15 protein-coding genes are annotated in these 17,832 nt (G+C 56.8%); 5 read left to right on the top strand and 10 right to left on the bottom strand.

The window, feature by feature from the left end:
- Nucleotides 1-54 precede the first annotated feature (54 nt).
- The 3 genes from SKA53_RS15750 to SKA53_RS10790 all read left to right on the top strand — a co-directional run bounded on the left by SKA53_RS15750 (nt 55) and on the right by SKA53_RS10790 (nt 3,906).
- Nucleotides 55-1,833: a flagellin gene (locus SKA53_RS15750; protein ID WP_007206177.1), complete on the top strand. Its 1,779-nt coding sequence runs from the start codon at nt 55-57 to the stop codon at nt 1,831-1,833.
- Nucleotides 1,834-1,896: 63 nt separating this feature from the next.
- A complete protein-coding gene (locus SKA53_RS10795; protein WP_131494594.1) occupies nt 1,897-2,298 on the top strand; it encodes a hypothetical protein in 402 nt (133 codons plus the stop codon).
- A gap of 282 nt (nt 2,299-2,580) precedes the next feature.
- Complete coding sequence (locus SKA53_RS10790; RefSeq protein WP_040482934.1) at nt 2,581-3,906, top strand: UDP-glucose dehydrogenase family protein; 1,326 nt, start codon at nt 2,581-2,583, stop codon at nt 3,904-3,906.
- A gap of 7 nt (nt 3,907-3,913) precedes the next feature.
- On the opposite strand, the gene SKA53_RS10785 is transcribed toward SKA53_RS10790, so the two are convergent.
- The 3 genes from SKA53_RS10785 to SKA53_RS10775 are packed head-to-tail and all read right to left on the bottom strand — an operon-like array spanning nt 3,914 to nt 6,723.
- A complete protein-coding gene (locus SKA53_RS10785) occupies nt 3,914-4,804 on the bottom strand; it encodes a dihydrodipicolinate synthase family protein (RefSeq protein ID WP_007206173.1) in 891 nt (296 codons plus the stop codon).
- A gap of 10 nt (nt 4,805-4,814) precedes the next feature.
- Nucleotides 4,815-5,915: a THUMP domain-containing class I SAM-dependent RNA methyltransferase gene (locus SKA53_RS10780; RefSeq protein ID WP_007206172.1), complete on the bottom strand. Its 1,101-nt coding sequence runs from the start codon at nt 5,913-5,915 to the stop codon at nt 4,815-4,817.
- A 43-nt stretch (nt 5,916-5,958) separates the two neighbouring features.
- Entirely contained in the window at nt 5,959-6,723 is a 765-nt protein-coding gene (locus SKA53_RS10775; protein WP_007206171.1) for a class I SAM-dependent methyltransferase, read from the bottom strand.
- Between the two features lie 61 nt (nt 6,724-6,784).
- On the opposite strand from SKA53_RS10775, the gene gloB reads away from it, so the two are divergent.
- Both gloB and clpA read left to right on the top strand, forming a co-directional pair.
- Nucleotides 6,785-7,561, top strand: a complete 777-nt coding sequence (gene gloB, locus SKA53_RS10770; protein ID WP_007206170.1) for a hydroxyacylglutathione hydrolase — start codon at nt 6,785-6,787, stop codon at nt 7,559-7,561.
- A 177-nt stretch (nt 7,562-7,738) separates the two neighbouring features.
- Nucleotides 7,739-10,057: an ATP-dependent Clp protease ATP-binding subunit ClpA gene (clpA, locus tag SKA53_RS10765; protein WP_007206169.1), complete on the top strand. Its 2,319-nt coding sequence runs from the start codon at nt 7,739-7,741 to the stop codon at nt 10,055-10,057.
- 908 nt (nt 10,058-10,965) lie between these two features.
- Here clpA and SKA53_RS10760 read toward each other — a convergent pair.
- The 7 genes from SKA53_RS10760 to SKA53_RS15270 all read right to left on the bottom strand — a co-directional run.
- A complete protein-coding gene (locus tag SKA53_RS10760; protein ID WP_007206167.1) occupies nt 10,966-12,462 on the bottom strand; it encodes a mannitol dehydrogenase family protein in 1,497 nt (498 codons plus the stop codon).
- Nucleotides 12,462-13,235 carry an L-iditol 2-dehydrogenase gene (locus SKA53_RS10755; protein WP_007206166.1) on the bottom strand — a complete coding sequence of 258 codons (774 nt, stop codon included), beginning with the start codon at nt 13,233-13,235 and terminating at the stop codon, nt 12,462-12,464. The genes SKA53_RS10760 and SKA53_RS10755 overlap by 1 nt, the downstream gene beginning before the upstream one ends.
- Entirely contained in the window at nt 13,232-14,236 is a 1,005-nt protein-coding gene (locus SKA53_RS10750) for an ABC transporter ATP-binding protein (RefSeq protein ID WP_007206165.1), read from the bottom strand. Before SKA53_RS10750 ends, SKA53_RS10755 begins: the two co-directional genes overlap by 4 nt.
- Nucleotides 14,237-14,244: 8 nt before the next feature.
- On the bottom strand, nt 14,245-15,078 hold the full coding sequence (locus SKA53_RS10745; protein WP_007206164.1) for a carbohydrate ABC transporter permease: 834 nt from the start codon (nt 15,076-15,078) through the stop codon (nt 14,245-14,247).
- An 11-nt stretch (nt 15,079-15,089) separates the two neighbouring features.
- Nucleotides 15,090-15,947 carry a carbohydrate ABC transporter permease gene (locus tag SKA53_RS10740; protein ID WP_007206163.1) on the bottom strand — a complete coding sequence of 286 codons (858 nt, stop codon included), beginning with the start codon at nt 15,945-15,947 and terminating at the stop codon, nt 15,090-15,092.
- Nucleotides 15,948-16,195: 248 nt separating this feature from the next.
- On the bottom strand, nt 16,196-17,485 hold the full coding sequence (locus SKA53_RS10735) for an ABC transporter substrate-binding protein (RefSeq protein WP_007206161.1): 1,290 nt from the start codon (nt 17,483-17,485) through the stop codon (nt 16,196-16,198).
- A gap of 120 nt (nt 17,486-17,605) precedes the next feature.
- Nucleotides 17,606-17,832 (bottom strand): substrate-binding domain-containing protein (locus SKA53_RS15270; RefSeq protein ID WP_007206160.1); only part of this gene is annotated, 227 nt, incomplete at its 5' end.

Here is a 17,832-nt window from a genome sequence, read left to right as displayed (position 1 = left end):
TTGAGAACGCGGATTTAGACTGTGTTCTCTTAATGACATAATAGGAGAGATGTGATGGCACTCGCAATTGCAACAAATACCGGCGCCTTGATGGCCGCGGCTTCCGCGACCAGCGTCAACAAGGACATGGAAACCTCGATGGAGCGTTTGTCGACCGGCAAGCGCATCAACTCTGCCAAAGATGACGCAGCTGGCGTGGCCATTGCATCGCGGCTGACATCGGAAATCCGCGGCACCAACCAGGCGATCCGCAACGCTCAGGACGGTCAGGCACTGATCAATACGGCCGAAGGTGCGCACAAAGAAGTTGTAAACATCCTGCAGCGTATGCGCGAACTAGCTGTTCAGTCGTCAAACGACACCAATGACGCAACCGATCGTACAAACCTACAAGCTGAAATGACTGCGCTGACATCGGAAATCAATCGAATTGCCGGCGCCACTGCTTGGGCTGGTCAAAACTTGTTGGATGGTGCAACACCCAATCCTGCTAGCCTATCTACCACTCACACTGATGCAAAGGTGCTTAGCTTGCACATCGGAAGTGGTACTGGGGCTGGTGATACAATCGCGGTAAATATCAAAGCAATTTCAGCGGCAGCACTTGGAGTGGGAGGCACTTCATCCACCCCAACCGTCAGTGCAACATTGACTGGTTCAACTGCTGCAGGTACCCTGACCCCCACTGCAAGTGGCACTGGCGGGACCTTGGTTGTTGGCGGTGGATTTCAGGCTACTGATACTTATTCTGTGACAATCAACGGTGTCGCGCTGTCCGTTGATGCTGACTCGACAGACCAATATGCAGACGATAAAAACGGTATCGCTACACAACTGAAAGACGAGATCGAAGCTGCGCTTACGACAGTGACAACTGGTGCAACGGCAGCGCAACGTGCTCTCTATGGTATAACGGTAGCTGATAATGGCAGCGGCACTTTGACAATTGCTCAAGCGGGTCCTTCGGTATCGAACGTCCTCGATACTAAAGCTGGTGGATCTACTGGCACTTTAACAAAAACTGGCGCTGGTGAGCTTACGTTTAGTGGTTTGGTTGCTACTGGGGATAGTTTTACAGTTGATGTTGATGGAAAGACCTACACTGTTACTGATGCTGCCGGGTTCACACTCGACGATGATGGCTTTGCTTCCAATCTAGTCGCGCAAATTAACGCAGACGGCGTACCCGGGCTGACAGCTACCTCCGCTGCAGGTGTCGTAACAATTACACGTGCGGCCGCTGCGTTCACTGGGGTTGCCGCTGCTTCAACAATAGGCGCGGCAAGCATTACCGAAAACGCAGGTACGTTCACAGTTGCTGGTGCTGGTGTCGGTTCAACGTTTTCGATTGATATTGATGGCACAACTGTTACCGGAACTGTTGCATCTGGTGACGGGTTCGGTGATACAAACATTGGCGTCGCAGCACAAATTGCCCAAGCGATAAAAGATCAAGGAATTAAGGGGCTTACAGTGTCTGTCGGGACCGGAGTGAATGCTGACAAGTTCACGCTTTCGCGGGACGGCTCAGTTTCAATCGCATCAGCAAGCGATGCCGCGACAGCTATTGCGAATATCGATACAGCGTTGACAAGAGTTAACACACAACGTGCAAACCTTGGTGCAGTCTCCAATCGCCTTGATAACACCGTCAGCAACCTGACCAACGTTGTGATCAACCTCGAAGGTGGCCGTGGCCGTATCGAAGACGCTGACTTTGCGGCAGAATCGACCAGCCTTGCGAAGTCGCAGATCCTGCAGCAAGCCTCTACCGCGATGCTGGCGCAGGCCAATGCCTCCAAGCAAAGCGTGCTGAGCCTGCTGCAAGGCTAAGCGCACCACAATGCGAAACACAGGCCCGGGTTACTCCGGGCCTGTTGTGATTGGACCACAGCCATGACCCGACGTTCCATTGTCTTGATGATCCTTGCCGCCGTGGTGGCCCTTGGGCTGGTCAAGCTTGTGCTTCCCATCGTCCAAGATGCGCTGCACACCGGCGATGGCGCTGTGATCCGCGCCGAGGTGCGATTGATCAACCAATGCCCGCTTGCCAACAGCAGCTTTGCTGTGCGCAATACGGATACGGGCCGCAGCATTCCATTTTCCAACGGCAGGGCACAGATCGAGGGTGCACAAGGCACCTACCTGCAGATCGTGCTGGCCAGTCGTTTTGACGACGTGACCTTCAGCGGCGAAAAACAACGCATCAAACCGCAAATGACCATGACAGCCGATTGCACCAGTGGCGAGCGGATGCGCGGCGTGATGGACGGGATCGGCGATAAATTCGGTAATTGAGCCGTTGTCATCTGCGCATCTTGTCGACCTAACGCCGCTGTCGGCATCTGCTGGCTGACCCACCACCAGGTCCATCTGGATATCGCGGTGGTCCCGCTGGGACACTTTTTGGCAGCTTTTCATACATTGGCACGGGCCAGCCAGCGCAGGGCGCTTGCAAGGCCAATTTCTGCGGCTGCAGAAAACAACTATTGCGGGTATTGGTCACTGGACCTGCGCCCCACACCGCAATAAGAAAAGATCAGATACTGCTGCGACATCGTCACGAAAGGCGCGATTGCGATGAAGATAGCCATGATCGGTACCGGATATGTCGGGCTGGTGTCTGGGGTCTGCCTTGCGGATTTCGGCCACGAGATCGTCTGCATCGACAAGGACGAGGCCAAGCTTGCCTTGCTGCGCGACGGCAAGACCCCGATCTTTGAGCCGGGTCTGGACGCCCTGCTTGCCCGTAACATGGCCGCAGGACGGCTGTCATTTACCAGCGACCTGCGCGCTGCGATCGACGGGGTGCAGGTGGTGTTCATCGCCGTAGGCACGCCCAGCCGGCGCGGTGATGGTCATGCCGATCTCAGCTATGTGTTTTCTGCCGTGCAGGAACTGGCGGAGGTGCTGACCGACCATGTGGTAATCGTGACCAAATCGACCGTGCCGGTCGGCACCAGCCGCAAGGTGGCAGAGCTCATGCGCGCTACCAATCCCGCGCAGGATTTCGACGTGGTATCGAACCCCGAATTCCTGCGCGAAGGTGCGGCGATTGATGATTTCATGCATCCAGACCGTGTTGTCGTCGGGGTGCAGACCGACCGCGCCGCCGCTGTCATGCAGGCGATCTATCGTCCACTGACCGACCGTGGCTTTCCGATGCTGGTCGCCGATCTGGAAACCGCCGAAATGGTCAAATACGCGGCCAATGCGTTTCTGGCGACCAAGGTGACCTTCATCAACGAAATGGCGCTTTTGTGCGAAAGAACCGGCGCCGATGTCAAAGCGGTCGCCAATGGCATGGGGTTTGACCAGCGGATCGGCCCCAAATTCCTGCAGGCCGGCCCCGGCTATGGCGGGTCGTGTTTTCCCAAGGATACCCGCGCCTTGGCGCGGATCGGGCAGGACCATGCAGCCCCGCTGCAAATTGTCGAAACCGTCATCAAGGTTAATGAAGAGGTCAAGCGCGTCATGATCGACAAGATCATCGACCTTTGCGACGGCCATGTTCGCAAAAAGTCGATTGCGGTGCTGGGTCTGACCTTCAAGCCCGGCACCGATGACATGCGCGATGCACCTTCGCTGACAATCGTGCCAGCGCTTGTCGGGCAGGGGGCCGATGTGCGCGTCGTAGACCCGCAGGCGTTCCGCGAGGCCGAAGACTTATTGCCCGGTGTCACTTGGCATGACGATGCCTATACCGCCGTGCAAGGCGCTGATCTGGTGGTGATCCTGACCGAGTGGGACGACTTTCGCACGCTCGACCTTGCCCGCCTGGCAGGCAGTATGGCCGAACCGCGCATGGCCGATCTGCGCAATGTCTATCATTGCGATGATGCCGTGGCCGCAGGGTTCAGCTATTACACCGGCATCGGCCGCAAAAGCGTCATGCCGCCGGTCTGATCCACGGTCAGGCCAGCGCGATGTCCAGCGCGGCGCGCAGGTCCGGCATCGCGCTGTCTGGCATCGGCAGGATCGGCCGTGGCGGCAGGGCTTTCGTCAGCCCCAGCAGATGCGCGATGCCATAGGCCACGCGCAGCCCGCCATGCGCCCGAAACAGCGCCCAAAGCGGGGTGAATGTGGCGTTCAGCTCTGCCGTGCGCGCTGCGTCCCCCGCCAGTGCCGCTTGCGTCAACCGCAAGGCCGGTTCCGGCAGGATGCCCGCCACCACGCTGTACCACGTCTGCGCGCCGGATAGCAGCGCCTCGGCGCAGCCCCAGTCACCGCTGTAGCCGATGACGAAATCCGCAGGCAGATAGTTCCTCAGCGCGGCAAGATCATCCGCCAGCGTACCTTGCGCAGGCAGAGGCATCTTGACCGCCGTGATCGTCGGGATCGCGGCAAGCCGGACCAGCAGGTCGATGCTGAATGTGAAATGTGTCGTGCCGGGGTTGTTGTAGATGCTCAGCGGCAGGCCAGTCGCTCCCGCGACAGCAAGGTAATGCTGATAGGCTTCTTCCTGCGTCAGCGCCGTGTAGGACACAGGCGCCATCAGCAGGCCATCCGCGCCACCCTTGGCCGCATCCTGCGCAAGTGCCACGGCGGCATCGGTGCGCAAGGCACCCACACTGACGATCAGCGGCACATCGCCCGCGAGTGTTTCAGCAGCAATGCTGACCGCCTCTTGCCGCGCTGCGCGGTCCAGATAGGCGTAGGTGCCGGTGCTGCCCAATAGACCCACGGAATCCACGCGCGCGGCCTTCAGCCGCAGCAACATGCGCGCAAGGTCATCTGCGATGATCTGCCCGTCCGGCGTCGCGGGTGTGATCGGAAAGGCGGACAGGCCAGCGAACAGGGTCATGGTGCGATCCTCACAGTTTCCCGGTCTGGAACAGCCATACCTTCAGCCCGCCATGCGGCACGGGCGCGCCTTTGGGTTTGAACGGCAGGCCGGTCGCATTGGCGAGGGCTGCATCACTGGTCACGATGCCCACGCGCCAACCTGAAAACTGCGCCTTGAGCGTCTGCCCAAGCGATGCATAAAGCCCAAACAGCAGTTTTGGATTACCAATCCTGTCGCCATAAGGCGGGTTGCAGATCACCAGACCGGGTGGCCCGTCAGGCCGCGTCAGCGCATCGACGGGCAGCGTGTCGAATGTGGTCAGGCCCATCACACCCGCGCGGTCGGCGTTCTCACGGCTCATGCGGATCGCTCCCGCGTCACGGTCGCTACCGTAAAAGCGCAGGTCGGTCGGTGTCGGGCTGTGCTGGCGCATCGCGTCCCATGCGACGGGATCGAAACTGGCAAGCTGTTCAAACGTAAAGCTGCGGCTGCGCCCTGGGTATAGCCCTGCTGCGATCTCCGCGGCCTCGATCACGAAAGTGCCAGACCCGCACATTGGGTCCAGCACTGGTTCGGTCCCGTGATAACCACAGTCGCGCAGAAACAGCGACGCCAGTGTTTCGCGCATGGGCGCTTTGCCCACGCCTTGCTTGTGGCCGCGTTTATGCAGGCTTTCGCCGGATGTATCGACGCTGATCGTCACGCGGTTATCATCGATCCGCAGTTTCAGGACCAGTTCCGCCTCGGCGCTGATCTGATAGCCATTGGCTTTCAGCGCGGTCTCGATCCGCTGGGTGGCGGCACCGGCGTGATAGATCTTGGACTTGCGGTTGGTCGTGACCTCGACCCGCAGAGGGATATCGGTGCGCAGCACATCCACCCACGGGAATTTATGCGCGCGTTTGTCCAGCTGTGCCAGATGGAACGCCATGAAACTGCCGATCCGCACCAGCACGCGGGTCGCCCCCCGCAGGACTAGATTGGCGCGCCAGACATCGGGCCAGCCGCCGGTCATGGTGACGCCGCCTTGGGTCCGCTCACCGACAAAGCCCGCTGCCTGCGCCTCGGCCAGCAGAGCGGGTTCGAATCCGGGTGTTGCGGTCAGAAAAATCTCGAATGTTTGTGTCATGCTGTCCGCTTAGGGCCTTTGGCGCGGACAGGCAAATATCAAACTAGTCTGACGTGCGCGCAGATTCCGGTTTGGGCTGCGGTGCGGTGATCCCTTCCAGCGCCTTAAGGGGGCGGCGCACTGCCTCTTTCAACCCGGGCCGCGTCGGGGCGGCGGATTGTTTGGTGACCTCGACCATCAGCACACCCCCTGCCGCGATCACCGGTATTTTGGGACCAACCCGTTCGAACATGGCTGCCGACCTGCGCCAGAACCGGCTACGCGACGGTGGCTGAAACAGGGTAGATAGGGTCCGTTCGGTGACAAACCGGTGCTTGCGCAATTGCGCATCAAGCTGGGTCAGCGAATAGGGGCGGCCATAGCCAAAGGGGGTCTTGTCCGTCCGCGACCATAGGCCCGCGCGGTTTGGCACCACGACCACGGCGCGCCCGCCCGGTCCCAGCACGCGCCACATTTCATCCAGCAGGGCAGTGGGGTGTTCGGATGTTTCCAGGCCATGCATCACGACCAGCTTGTCGATATGCCCCGTCTCGATTGGCCAGAGCGTGTCTTCGCATAAGATACTGACATTGCGGCCTTCGGGCGGCCAAGGCATCACGCCCTGTGGACCCGGCATCAGCCCGATCACGCGGCGCGCGTCTTTGAGATAGGGGCGAAGCAACGGCACGGCAAAACCGAACCCCGCCACGACCTGTCCCTTTGCCTCGGGCCAGAGCGTGACAAGCTCGTTACGGATCACCTGTTGCGCCGCGCGTCCCAGCGCGCTGCGATAATAGAAGTTTCGCAGGTCCAGCACATCAAGGTGCATTGCGGTTCAGACCTCCTTGGACGACACTTTGCAAACAATACCAAGGAAAGGACGGTTTGCCATGACAAACACAGCATCCCCTGTCGAACTGGTCACCGTGCCCTGTCTGCGCGACAATTATGCCTTTGTGCTGCACAATGCCGTGACCGAGCAAACCGTCCTGATCGACGCGCCAGAGGCATCGCCGATCAAGGCTGTGCTTGCGCAGCGGGGCTGGCAGCTGACTGATATCCTACTGACGCATCACCACGACGACCATGTCGGCGGGCTGCAAAGCCTGCGTGGCGACGCAAGGGTGATCGGTGCGCGGGCAGATGCGCACCGTCTGCCGCCGCTGGATCTGGCGGTTGCAGAAGGTGATCTGCTGCATATCTGCGGGCAGGCCACCCATGTGATCGACGTGCCGGGACATACAATCGGGCATATCGCCTTTCACATGCCGGATGCCGGGTTGGTCTTTACCGGCGACAGCCTGATGGCGCTGGGCTGCGGGCGGCTGTTCGAAGGTACGCCTGCGCAGATGTGGGAAAGCCTGCTGAAATTGCGGGCGCTGCCCCAGCAAACCATGGTCTGTTCAGGGCATGAATACACAGAATCGAACGCACGCTTTGCTGTGTCCCTTGACCCCGACAATGCAGACCTTAGGTTACGTATCAAGACAATTGAAACGGCGCGTGCGGCAGGCAGGCCGACAGTGCCATCCGGGCTTGACGAAGAGCGGCGCACCAACCCGTTTCTGCGCGCCGATGATGCGGGTCTCAAGGCGCATCTGGGCATGCAGAACCAGCCGGACGTAGATGTGTTTGCGCAGATCCGCGCAAGCAAGGACAGATTTTAACCACGAACAGACCGGTGCGTGACGAAAACCGGGCGTTGTTTCGATCTTCACATTATTTGTGAAGCGCAGAATAAAAAAAAGTCCTTGAAGGTTGGGAAATAAAACCAAACTTTAAGAGGTAGAGGCCAAGGTGGGACCAGCGCATGCTGGCCGACCCCGATGTGAAGGAGCACAGACGTGCCATCATTTTCAACGACACTCGAGCAGTCGATCCACGGTGCGCTGGCGCTGGCCAACGAACGCAAGCACGAATTGGCCACGCTGGAACATTTGCTGCTGGCCCTGATCGACGAACCGGACGCTGCGCGCGTCATGCGCGCTTGTTCGGTCGATCTCGACGACCTGCGCAAGGATCTGGAAGATTTCATCGACGATGACCTGTCCACGCTGGTCACCGATGTCGAAGGGTCCGAAGCCGTGCCAACGGCTGCGTTCCAGCGCGTGATCCAGCGTGCGGCGATCCATGTGCAATCGTCGGGCCGGTCAGAGGTGACAGGCGCCAATGTGCTGGTCGCGATCTTTGCCGAACGCGAAAGCAATGCTGCTTACTTTTTGCAGGAACAGGACATGACCCGCTATGACGCGGTGAATTTCATTGCGCATGGCGTCGCCAAAGACCCCGCTTTTGGCGAAACCCGTCCTGTGACAGGTGCTGCCGATGAGACTGAACAAACCACCGGTGCAGACCCCGAAAAAGAAAGCGCGCTGGCGAAATATTGCGTCGATCTGAACGCCAAGTCGAAAAAGGGCGATGTTGATCCCCTGATCGGCCGTGCGCATGAGGTTGAACGCTGCATTCAGGTCCTTTGCCGCCGCCGCAAGAACAACCCGCTGCTGGTGGGTGATCCGGGCGTGGGCAAAACGGCGATTGCCGAAGGTCTGGCATACAAGATCGTCAACAAAGACGTGCCGGATGTTCTGGCCGGTGCGACGATATATTCGCTGGATATGGGGGCATTGCTAGCCGGTACGCGCTATCGCGGTGATTTCGAAGAACGGCTCAAGGCTGTGATGACCGAAATGGAAAATCACAAGGATGCGGTCCTGTTCATCGACGAAATCCACACTGTGATCGGGGCTGGTGCCACATCGGGTGGTGCGATGGACGCTTCCAACCTGCTGAAACCCGCCTTGCAGGGTGGTAAACTGCGCTGCATGGGGTCGACGACCTATAAGGAATTCCGCCAGCATTTCGAAAAAGACCGCGCCTTGGCGCGTCGGTTCCAGAAAATCGACGTGAACGAACCTTCGGTGCCGGATTCGATCAAGATATTGATGGGGCTGAAACCCTATTTCGAAGAACATCACCACATCAAATATACAGCCGAGGCGATCAAGACCGCCGTAGAACTGTCCGCGCGCTATATCAACGACCGCAAATTGCCCGACAAGGCGATTGACGTCATCGACGAGGCAGGCGCAGCCCAGCATCTGGTTGCCGAAAGCAAACGGCGCAAGACCATCGGCACCAAAGAGATCGAGGCTGTCGTGGCGAAAATCGCCCGAATCCCGGCCAAAAACGTGTCCAAAGATGATGCCGAAGTGCTGAAAGACCTAGAAAAAAGCCTCAAACGGGTTGTGTTTGGGCAGGACAGGGCGATCGAAGCCTTGTCATCGGCGATCAAGCTGGCCCGTGCCGGTCTGCGTGAGCCCGAAAAGCCGATTGGCAACTACCTGTTCGCGGGTCCGACTGGCGTCGGCAAGACCGAGGTGGCAAAGCAACTGGCCGATACGCTGGGTGTAGAATTGCTGCGCTTTGACATGTCCGAGTACATGGAAAAGCATGCGGTCTCGCGGCTGATCGGTGCGCCTCCGGGCTATGTCGGGTTTGATCAGGGTGGCATGCTGACCGATGGTGTCGACCAGAACCCGCATTGCGTGCTGTTGTTGGACGAAATGGAAAAGGCGCATCCGGATGTCTATAACATCCTGTTGCAGGTGATGGACCATGGCAAGCTGACCGACCATAACGGTCGCACCACGGATTTCCGCAATGTGATCCTGATCATGACATCGAATGCCGGTGCTGCTGAAATGTCCAAGAACGCGCTTGGTTTCGGCCGCGAGGCCCGGACAGGCGAAGACACTGCCGCTATCGAACGGATTTTCACGCCGGAATTCCGCAACCGCCTGGATGCGATCATCAGCTTTGGCGCTTTGCCGAAAGAGGTGATCATGCAGGTCGTGGAAAAATTCGTGCTGCAGCTCGAAGCGCAGCTGATCGACCGCAACGTGCATATCGAACTGACGCAAGCCGCCGCCGAATGGCTGGCCGACAAGGGTTATGATGCGAATATGGGCGCGCGACCGCTGGGTCGTGTGATCCAGGAACACATCAAGAAACCTCTGGCCGAGGAATTGCTGTTCGGTACCCTGGTCAAAGGCGGCATCGTCAAGGTTGGAGTCAAAAATGGCGAACTGGACCTGACGTTTGAGGCCCCACAGCAAGGCCGCATCACCGGCAGCAACAAGCCACCGCTGCTGACGGCGGAATGACAAATCTATCTGGCCCCGCAGATCATTGCGGGGCCAGATGGTTTTGATGTTCATGCGTCGTGGGCACAAACGCAATTACAGCGCGACACATGCAGATATGCGTATCTCAAACGCCGCAGCAGCATCCTGCTGCGTTCAAAACACCCCGTGTTGATTGACAGTCAGAATTTGCTCACCCGATTGCGATGTTCCGCGTGTCCTTCTGCTTCTGTTTTGCTGTTTCTAGGCTGGCCTTGGCACGGTGGCTGTCGTTTCCAGTCTTCAGAATATGACTGCGATCTCGGCTGACGATCCTGACCGCGGGTCGCGGCAGACCATGATCTACGCCCAGCTTCATACGCCCTTCGAGACTTGAAAATCCTGCAGATGTCCCGGATCGATACCAGTGCGCCACAACCACAGCCACGATGCGGCAGTTGGCGGCTGCGGGCCACGTTCTGAGTTGTTAGTTCAGGTCTGACCTTCAAAGCTGGCAATGCGAGAAAACACAAACTCTATCGCGATCCGAATTGTGAAAGCCGATGCACAACACCTGACCCACCCCGCGAGTAAGTGTTCAATTTGTACAGATAGTGTTTGGTATTTTTGGTGCCCAGGAGAGGATGTGGTCCATCTCTAATTGTCATGCAGTTATAGAGGCTTAGCGACTACCTTCGGACCGGAAGTGGTCCAGAAAGCGGTCCCGATTTTCGAACTCAGACGTCATGAGTTTTGAGCCGAAGCAGACCTTGGCGGACAGCGCAGCGGGAGACCCGGATGAACTCAGGGTGACCGATGCTGCAAACAGCACAGATGACTGTAAAGGGTGAAGGAGACTTTCGCTGCGCCTGCGCAAAGCAACGCGAAACCCCAAGATGCCGAGGGTGATTTTGCAATGTCTTGGTCGGATTTTCCGCTGTGGTACAGATTTACCGGCTCAAATAGTTTTGGATCGCAGCGGACATGCCCTCGGCCCAAATCCTACGTAATGCGGTCTTGAAGGCTGCCACAAAGCGCGCGTTTTCCGCCAAATCACCATAAATATGTGTCATCGACAGCCATGCAGCAGGGTCATCTTTTGCGCGCAAAGCGATCACATTGAGATCAGCCCAGAAAGGATCATTTGGCGCAATAACAGCTCCATCTCCGCGTGTTCCGGCGCACATCCGCGCCCAAGCGGCTTCGATCAAGGCAAGCCCATCAATTGACGTACCAGCCGCCAAACCATCACGGATAGAGGGCAGAACAAACCCCGGATGACGTGATGATCCATCAAAGGCGACACGCCGCGTGGTGTCTACAATCATTGGGTTCGCACAGCGGCGCTGGATCAGCTTCACATAGGCCGAAGGTGTCATATCGGGCACCGCATCCACATGAGGCGCTATTTCCTCGTGGGCGATTTTCAAAAACAGCGGACCGAGCAGATCGTGTTCCATGCAGCCCGAAATCGTGTCGATGCCAAGCACCTGGGCGGGCACCGAAATAACCTGATGGCCACCGTTGAGAATGCGAATTTTCATCGCCTCAAAGGCATGCACATCATTGGTGAATTGTGCGCCGACCTTGTCCCAATCGGGGCGGCCTGCGCAAAAATGATCCTCGATCACCCATTGGCGAAAATCCTCGTGGGTGACGGGGGCTGCGTCATCAACACCAAAACCTTTGGCCAAGGCCAGTTCATTCTGGCCCGTAGCAGGCACGATGCAATCGACCATCGAATTCGGGAAGCTGCAGGTGTTGTCGATCCAATCTGCCAATGCCGGATCGGACAGGTGGGCCAATGAGACGACCGTCTGGCGCAGGATATCGCCATTGCTCACAAGGTTGTCGCAACTCAGCGCGGTAAAGGCGCCAAGGCCCATTTCTTTGCGCAGCTTCAAGGCCGCGACAATGGCGCCAAATGCAGTGCGCGGCGTGGTTGGGTTGGCGGCATCATGCACGATATCAGGGTGGGCCGCGTCAAATCCTTTGGTCGCAGGATGGATGAAATACCCCCCTTCGGTCACGGTCAATGACACGATCCGGATATCAGCTTGCGCCAATTGCGCGATCAGCGCGGCATTGCCATCTTCGACGGGCAAGAAATCGATCATCGATCCGATGATCTCTGCGCCTGAACTATTGGTCGACAGTTCGATCAAAGTGGTCAAGCAATCCTGCGCCAATAATTTATCCCGCATGGTCGCATCTGTGGCGCGCACGCCTGCACCAATAATGGCCCAGTCATGCGCCAGCCCTTGTTGCATCAGGCGGTGCAGATACCATGCCTGATGCCCGCGATGAAAATTACCCACCCCGATATGTACCATCCCCGCACGCAGGGCGGCCCTGTCATAGCGCGGGCGCAAAATCGTTTCGGGAAATGCGTCGAGATTGGCAGCGTTAAGTTTCATCGGGCTGTTTTTGTGCATGTGATCTTTCATCAGCTCATCCAATTCCCACCGTCGACGTTATAGGTTTGGGCCACAATGTAATCGGCATCACTGGTTGCCAAAAACAACGCCATGCCTGTCAAATCAGTGGGGGTCGCCATGCGGCCATAAGGGACGGCGGCACCGACCTCGGCCTTTTTCTGCCCAGCAGGTTTGTTTTCGTATTTTGCGAAAAACGCATCCACACCGTCCCAATGTGCGCCGTCCACGACCCCGGGTGCGATGGCATTCACGTTTATTCCATGTCTGATCAGGTTCAATCCGGCACTTTGCGTCAGGCTGATCACCGCGGCCTTGGATGCACAATAAACCGCGACCAAGGGTTCGCCGCGACGGCCCGCTTGAGAGGCCATATTGATGATTTTGCCCTTGATCCCTGCGTCGATCATATGCCGCGCGACCGCCTGAAGGGTGAACAGCGTGCCTTTGACATTGATGTCGAACACACGGGCATAATCCTCGGGAGAGATCTCGACGATAGGGGCGGCAGAAAACACAGCTGCATTGTTGATCAAAATATCGATCTGCCCAAAGGCCGCGATGGTTTGATCGACAGCCTGTGTGATGCTGGCTGGATCGGACACGTCCATATGCACAGCGAGGACCTGATCACCTAATGCTGTCGCCGTTGCTTGGCAAAGGTCTCGGTCAATATCGGCAATTGCGACACGAGCACCGTTTTGCAGATAGGCTTGTGCAAATGCGCGGCCAATCCCGCGTGCGCCCCCTGTGATCAGGGCTGTTTTTCCCAGTAGACGTGTCATCCTATCCGCAATCCGTCTGCGCCAAATTTGTGCAATTCACCCAGGCGCGGTGACAGCGATACTTTGTCCCCATGTTTGACGGCAATGTCCCCGATAGAGCGCACAGTCAGCACCTGTTCAAACCCTGCGACCTTCACGTGCAAAAACGTGTCAGACCCCAGATGCTCAGAAACGCTGACTGTGCCCTCCCATGTTCCGCCTGATGCCACGACATCGATATGTTCGGGACGGATCCCGATTGTCGTGGCGCCATATTTGGCGGCGAGTGGTCCGGTGATCAGGTTCATTTTGGGCGATCCGATAAAACCGGCGACAAACAGGTTACGCGGCGCGCGGTACAGTTCGAGAGGAGAGCCGACCTGTTCGATCACACCGGCCTGCAGCACGACGATTTTATCGGCCATGGTCATGGCTTCAACCTGATCGTGGGTCACATAGATCATGGTGGTCTTGAGTTTGTTGTGCAGTTCAAGGATTTCCATCCGCATGCCCACACGTAAGGCCGCATCAAGGTTCGACAGCGGTTCATCGAACAGGAATGCCAAAGGTTCGCGCACAATCGCACGGCCAATCGCGACACGCTGTCGTTGTCCCCCCGAAAGCTGCCCGGGTTTGCGGTCCAGATAATCTGTGAGGTTCAGCGATGTCGCCGCAGTATTCACCTTGGCGTCAATTTCGGCCTGATCCATCTTTTCCATCCGCAGCGGAAAGCCGATATTTTTGCGTACGGTCATATGCGGGTAAAGCGCATAGGACTGAAACACCATCGCCAGCCCCCGTTTGGACGGGGGTACTTGGGTGACGGTGTTGCCATCAATGATGATGTCGCCCGATGTGTTATCCTCGAGCCCTGCAATCAAGCGTAGCAATGTGGATTTCCCACAGCCCGAAGGGCCAACGAAGACAGCAAATTCGCCATCTTCAATCGTCAGGTCTAGCGGCGGAATGACTTCTATTTCGCCAAATTTCTTGCTGACTTTTTGAAGTACAATACGTCCCATCGGATTTCCTATTTCACAGCGCCAAAGGTCAAGCCTTGGACAAGTTGTTTTTGGCAGAACCAGCCCAGCACCACGATCGGGCCGACAGCGGCGGTGGAGACAGCGGACAGGCGGCCGAAAAATAGCCCCTCTGGCGCGCGGTTGCCTTCAATGAGCTTAGACAATGTGGCCGCGTCAATCGTGGTCAGGCGCACGGTCCAGTAGGCCTCGTTCCAGCAAAAGATAAACACCAGCAAAGCGGTTGATGCGATGCCGCCCCACGCCAGCGGGATCAGTATTTCGCGCACCTCACCCCAGGTGTTCAGCCCGTCCATCTGGCCTGCTTCGATGATATCCTTGGGGATGTCCTTGAAGTATGTGAACAGCATCCAGACCGCGATGGGCAGGTTAATCAGACTGAGCACCATGACGATCAGAAATTTTGTGTCATAGATGCCCAGCGATTTGGCCATAAAGATCATCGGGTAAAGGACCGCAGCCGCAGGAAGCATCTTGGTAGACAGCATCCACATCAAGATATCCTTGGTGCCGCGTGACGGGTTAAAGGCCATTGCATAGGCGCAAGGCACGGCCACGAACAGCGTGAACAAGGTCGCCGTAACCGAGGTGATGACTGAATTGGTCGCAAAGCGCCAATAGTCATAATTATTCGTCATATTGGTGTAGTTTTCCAAGGTCGGCGTAAAGCGGAACAGGAATTCGGGTTTGACCGCATCCGCATCCGTCTTGAAGCTGGTCATCACCATAAAGAAAATCGGGAAGAAAAACAGCAACCCCACAGCCCAAGCCAAAACAGGCCAGGCGACTTTGGAAAACTTTGTATGTTGTGCGACGATGGCCATTGGTTTTGTCCTTATTCCATCAAGGTCTTGCCAAGCATCCGAAGCAGGAAGATGGCAACAATATTCGCAAGAATGACGGCAAAGATGCCCGTTGCAGAGGCGGCACCAATGTTGTTGTTGACCAACTCACCAATGTAATAGGGCAGGTTTTTGTTCCCGTTGCCGCGGCTGACGATCTCGATTTCTGCATAAAGCGACAGATGGAAAATCGCCTGGATCATCACCACAATCGCAATCGGGCGAGCTAAATGCGGCAGGGTCAGAAACCGGAATTGTGACCAACGGCTGGCCCCATCTAAAATGGCAGCCTCTTTTTGTTGCTGGTCCTCGGATTGTAGGGATGTCATCAAAATCAGCACCGCAAACGGCGTCCATTGCCATGTGACCATCATGATCACCGCATAGGCAGAGGTTTGCGTCGCACGGAATGAAATAGGCTCGAATTGCGGCCAGAGCGAAAAGAAACTGCCGACGACAGGCGCATCGCGCAGGAGTGCGACAAGATCGTTTGCACCCGCAACGGCAGCCCCCTGCAACCCCAAAACAGGGTCGAGCAACATATTGATCCATAAAACGGCATTTACCGCAGGCATCACAAAGAAGGGCGATATCAACAGGACACGGACAATCCCACGCCCCGGAAATGTGCGGTTGATCAAGATTGCAATCGCCACCCCAAGGATCACAGTCAAAAACAGGATCGAGCAAACGATCAGTAGGGAATTCTGGATTGCCAGCCAAAACGAATCTTGGTTCCAGACATATTGGTAATTGCCAAATCCACGCCAGTTACTGATCGACGGCGAGGTCCACTCAGGACGATTGGTGCTCGCGAGCACATAGCGGATAAACGAAAAGAACAGGGTCATGCTCAACGGAACAAGCATCCAGAACAACAATAACACGATGGCTGGGGTCTGGAGCAGGCGGGGAATGGTGCGGTTGGCCACGGCTCAATTCTCTCTAGATGACGCGAAGCTGCGAAATTATGTATCGTTTGGCATGACTGGACGGATTGTGATCGGGGGTAGCATTGCACAGGCAATGCGATTTTACCTCGATAAAGTCGAGGGTATCAGGCCCGCGAAATGACGCGGGCCTGAACCGGAGGAAGGGCTTAGTAATACCCAGCTTCTTGCATGATGGCGTCAGCCGCAGATTGGGACGCTGCAAGTGCCTCGTCTACAGTTTTTGCACCTGACAGGGCGGCTGCGATTTCTTGTGCAACTGCTGAACCCACTTCGGGAAACTCAGGGATCGCGGCAAACTGCACGCCAACATATGGCTTGATGTCTGTTGCTTCTGGTGCCGCGGAGTTGATCGCTGCCAATTCGGCGTCTGCAAATGCTGCCGCAGCTTGGAACTCGGGGATCGCATATGTGGATGTACGTGTCCCTGTTGGAACGGAACCCCAACCAAAGTCTGGGTGGTTGCCGACAGCTTCTATATAGGCTTTGGATGTGGCCCATTCGATGAATGCTTTTGCTTCATCTGTCTTGTCCGTGCCTGTTGGCACAGCCATCGCCCAAGCCCACAACCAGTTCGCGCCAACTGGGTTCCCAGCGTTTGGCGATTGTGCATATGCGACACCGTCGACTTCGAGGAAAGAAGCCGCGATTGTAGCATCAATCCACATGCCACATTTGCCTTCGTTATACAAAGCGAGGATCTCGTTGAACGAGTTGCCTTCGGAACCCGGAGGCCCGTATGAACCCAGCATATCAACGTAAAATTCGATCGCAGCTTTCCACTCGTCGGTATCCAAGGTTGGCTTCATGTCTGCATCAAACCATGCACCGCCAAACGAGTTCACAACAGTCGTGACGAACGCCATGTTGTCGCCCCAACCCGGCTTGCCACGAAGACATGCACCGTAAACGCCGTTGTCTGGGTCGTGCATTGCAGCGGCTGCTGCTTTCACGTTGTCCCAGCTGTCATTGTCAACGATGGAAACGCCAGCGGCATCGGCCAGGTCTTTGCGATACATCACCATGGAAGATTCACCATAGAATGGTGCAGCATACAGAACGCCGTCCGCGGACAGACCGTTGCGCATTGCTGGCAGCATGTCGTCAACGTCATAATCTGCGCCAAACTCAAGTGGCTCGATCCAGCCTGCTGCGCCCCAGATGGGGGCCTCTTGCATGCCGATGTTGATGATGTCGTACTGACCACCACCGGTTGCTGTGTCAGAGGTGACCTGCTCGCGCAGAACGCCTTCTTCCAGTGAAACCCAATTCAGGGTGACGCCGGTGGCTTCTGTGTAAGCTTCTGCAACGGTTTGCATGTTGATCATGTGGCCGTTGTTCACAATTGCGATTGTCAGCTCTGTTGCATGCGCATCGGCAAACGCGCCGCCCGCTGTCACAAGTGTTAGCGCTGTCGCGCCGTAAAACGCGTTCTTCATAGACATCCCGAAGTCCTCCCAAGGTTGGATGATGGAGAGAAGCTAGTCGAGAAACATACGCGCCGTCAATAAAGATTTTACGCGCGTAAAATATTATATTAATACAATCACGACAATAACTTAAGCGGAGCCTCGCAAGACAAGCGTACCAGAAAATAGCGCAGCCTCACGGCTTTGCGCGCGCTCGCCCCGTTCGATCAAGGCCAAAACCGTCTCGACACTGCGTGTCGATATCGAATCGTAGTCTTGGGAAATCGTGGTGAGGCTTGGGCAGGTGAATTTCGAAAACGGGTGATCGTCATGACCGGCAATGCGCAATGCGCTGCCGGCGCCTCGGCCAACCCGCA

Source organism: Yoonia vestfoldensis SKA53 (assembly GCF_000152785.1).
GTDB lineage: Bacteria > Pseudomonadota > Alphaproteobacteria > Rhodobacterales > Rhodobacteraceae > Yoonia > Yoonia vestfoldensis_A.
The sequence above is the reverse complement of the archived record's forward strand: the minus strand, read 5'-3'. Positions and strand labels throughout refer to the sequence as shown.

Bases quoted from the DNA above. Each gene is read 5' to 3' on its own strand.
- SKA53_RS15750 (WP_007206177.1), top strand. From the start codon at position 55: ATGGCACTCGCAATTGCAACAAATACCGGCGCCTTGATGGCCGCGGCT.
- SKA53_RS10795 (WP_131494594.1), top strand. From the start codon at position 1,897: ATGACCCGACGTTCCATTGTCTTGATGATCCTTGCCGCCGTGGTGGCC.
- SKA53_RS10790 (WP_040482934.1), top strand. From the start codon at position 2,581: ATGAAGATAGCCATGATCGGTACCGGATATGTCGGGCTGGTGTCTGGG.
- SKA53_RS10785 (WP_007206173.1), bottom strand. From the start codon at position 4,804: ATGACCCTGTTCGCTGGCCTGTCCGCCTTTCCGATCACACCCGCGACG.
- SKA53_RS10780 (WP_007206172.1), bottom strand. From the start codon at position 5,915: ATGACACAAACATTCGAGATTTTTCTGACCGCAACACCCGGATTCGAA.
- SKA53_RS10775 (WP_007206171.1), bottom strand. From the start codon at position 6,723: ATGCACCTTGATGTGCTGGACCTGCGAAACTTCTATTATCGCAGCGCG.
- gloB (WP_007206170.1), top strand. From the start codon at position 6,785: ATGACAAACACAGCATCCCCTGTCGAACTGGTCACCGTGCCCTGTCTG.
- SKA53_RS10760 (WP_007206167.1), bottom strand. From the start codon at position 12,462: ATGAAAGATCACATGCACAAAAACAGCCCGATGAAACTTAACGCTGCC.
- SKA53_RS10755 (WP_007206166.1), bottom strand. From the start codon at position 13,235: ATGACACGTCTACTGGGAAAAACAGCCCTGATCACAGGGGGCGCACGC.
- SKA53_RS10750 (WP_007206165.1), bottom strand. From the start codon at position 14,236: ATGGGACGTATTGTACTTCAAAAAGTCAGCAAGAAATTTGGCGAAATA.
- SKA53_RS10745 (WP_007206164.1), bottom strand. From the start codon at position 15,078: ATGGCCATCGTCGCACAACATACAAAGTTTTCCAAAGTCGCCTGGCCT.
- SKA53_RS10740 (WP_007206163.1), bottom strand. From the start codon at position 15,947: ATGACCCTGTTCTTTTCGTTTATCCGCTATGTGCTCGCGAGCACCAAT.
- SKA53_RS10735 (WP_007206161.1), bottom strand. From the start codon at position 17,485: ATGAAGAACGCGTTTTACGGCGCGACAGCGCTAACACTTGTGACAGCG.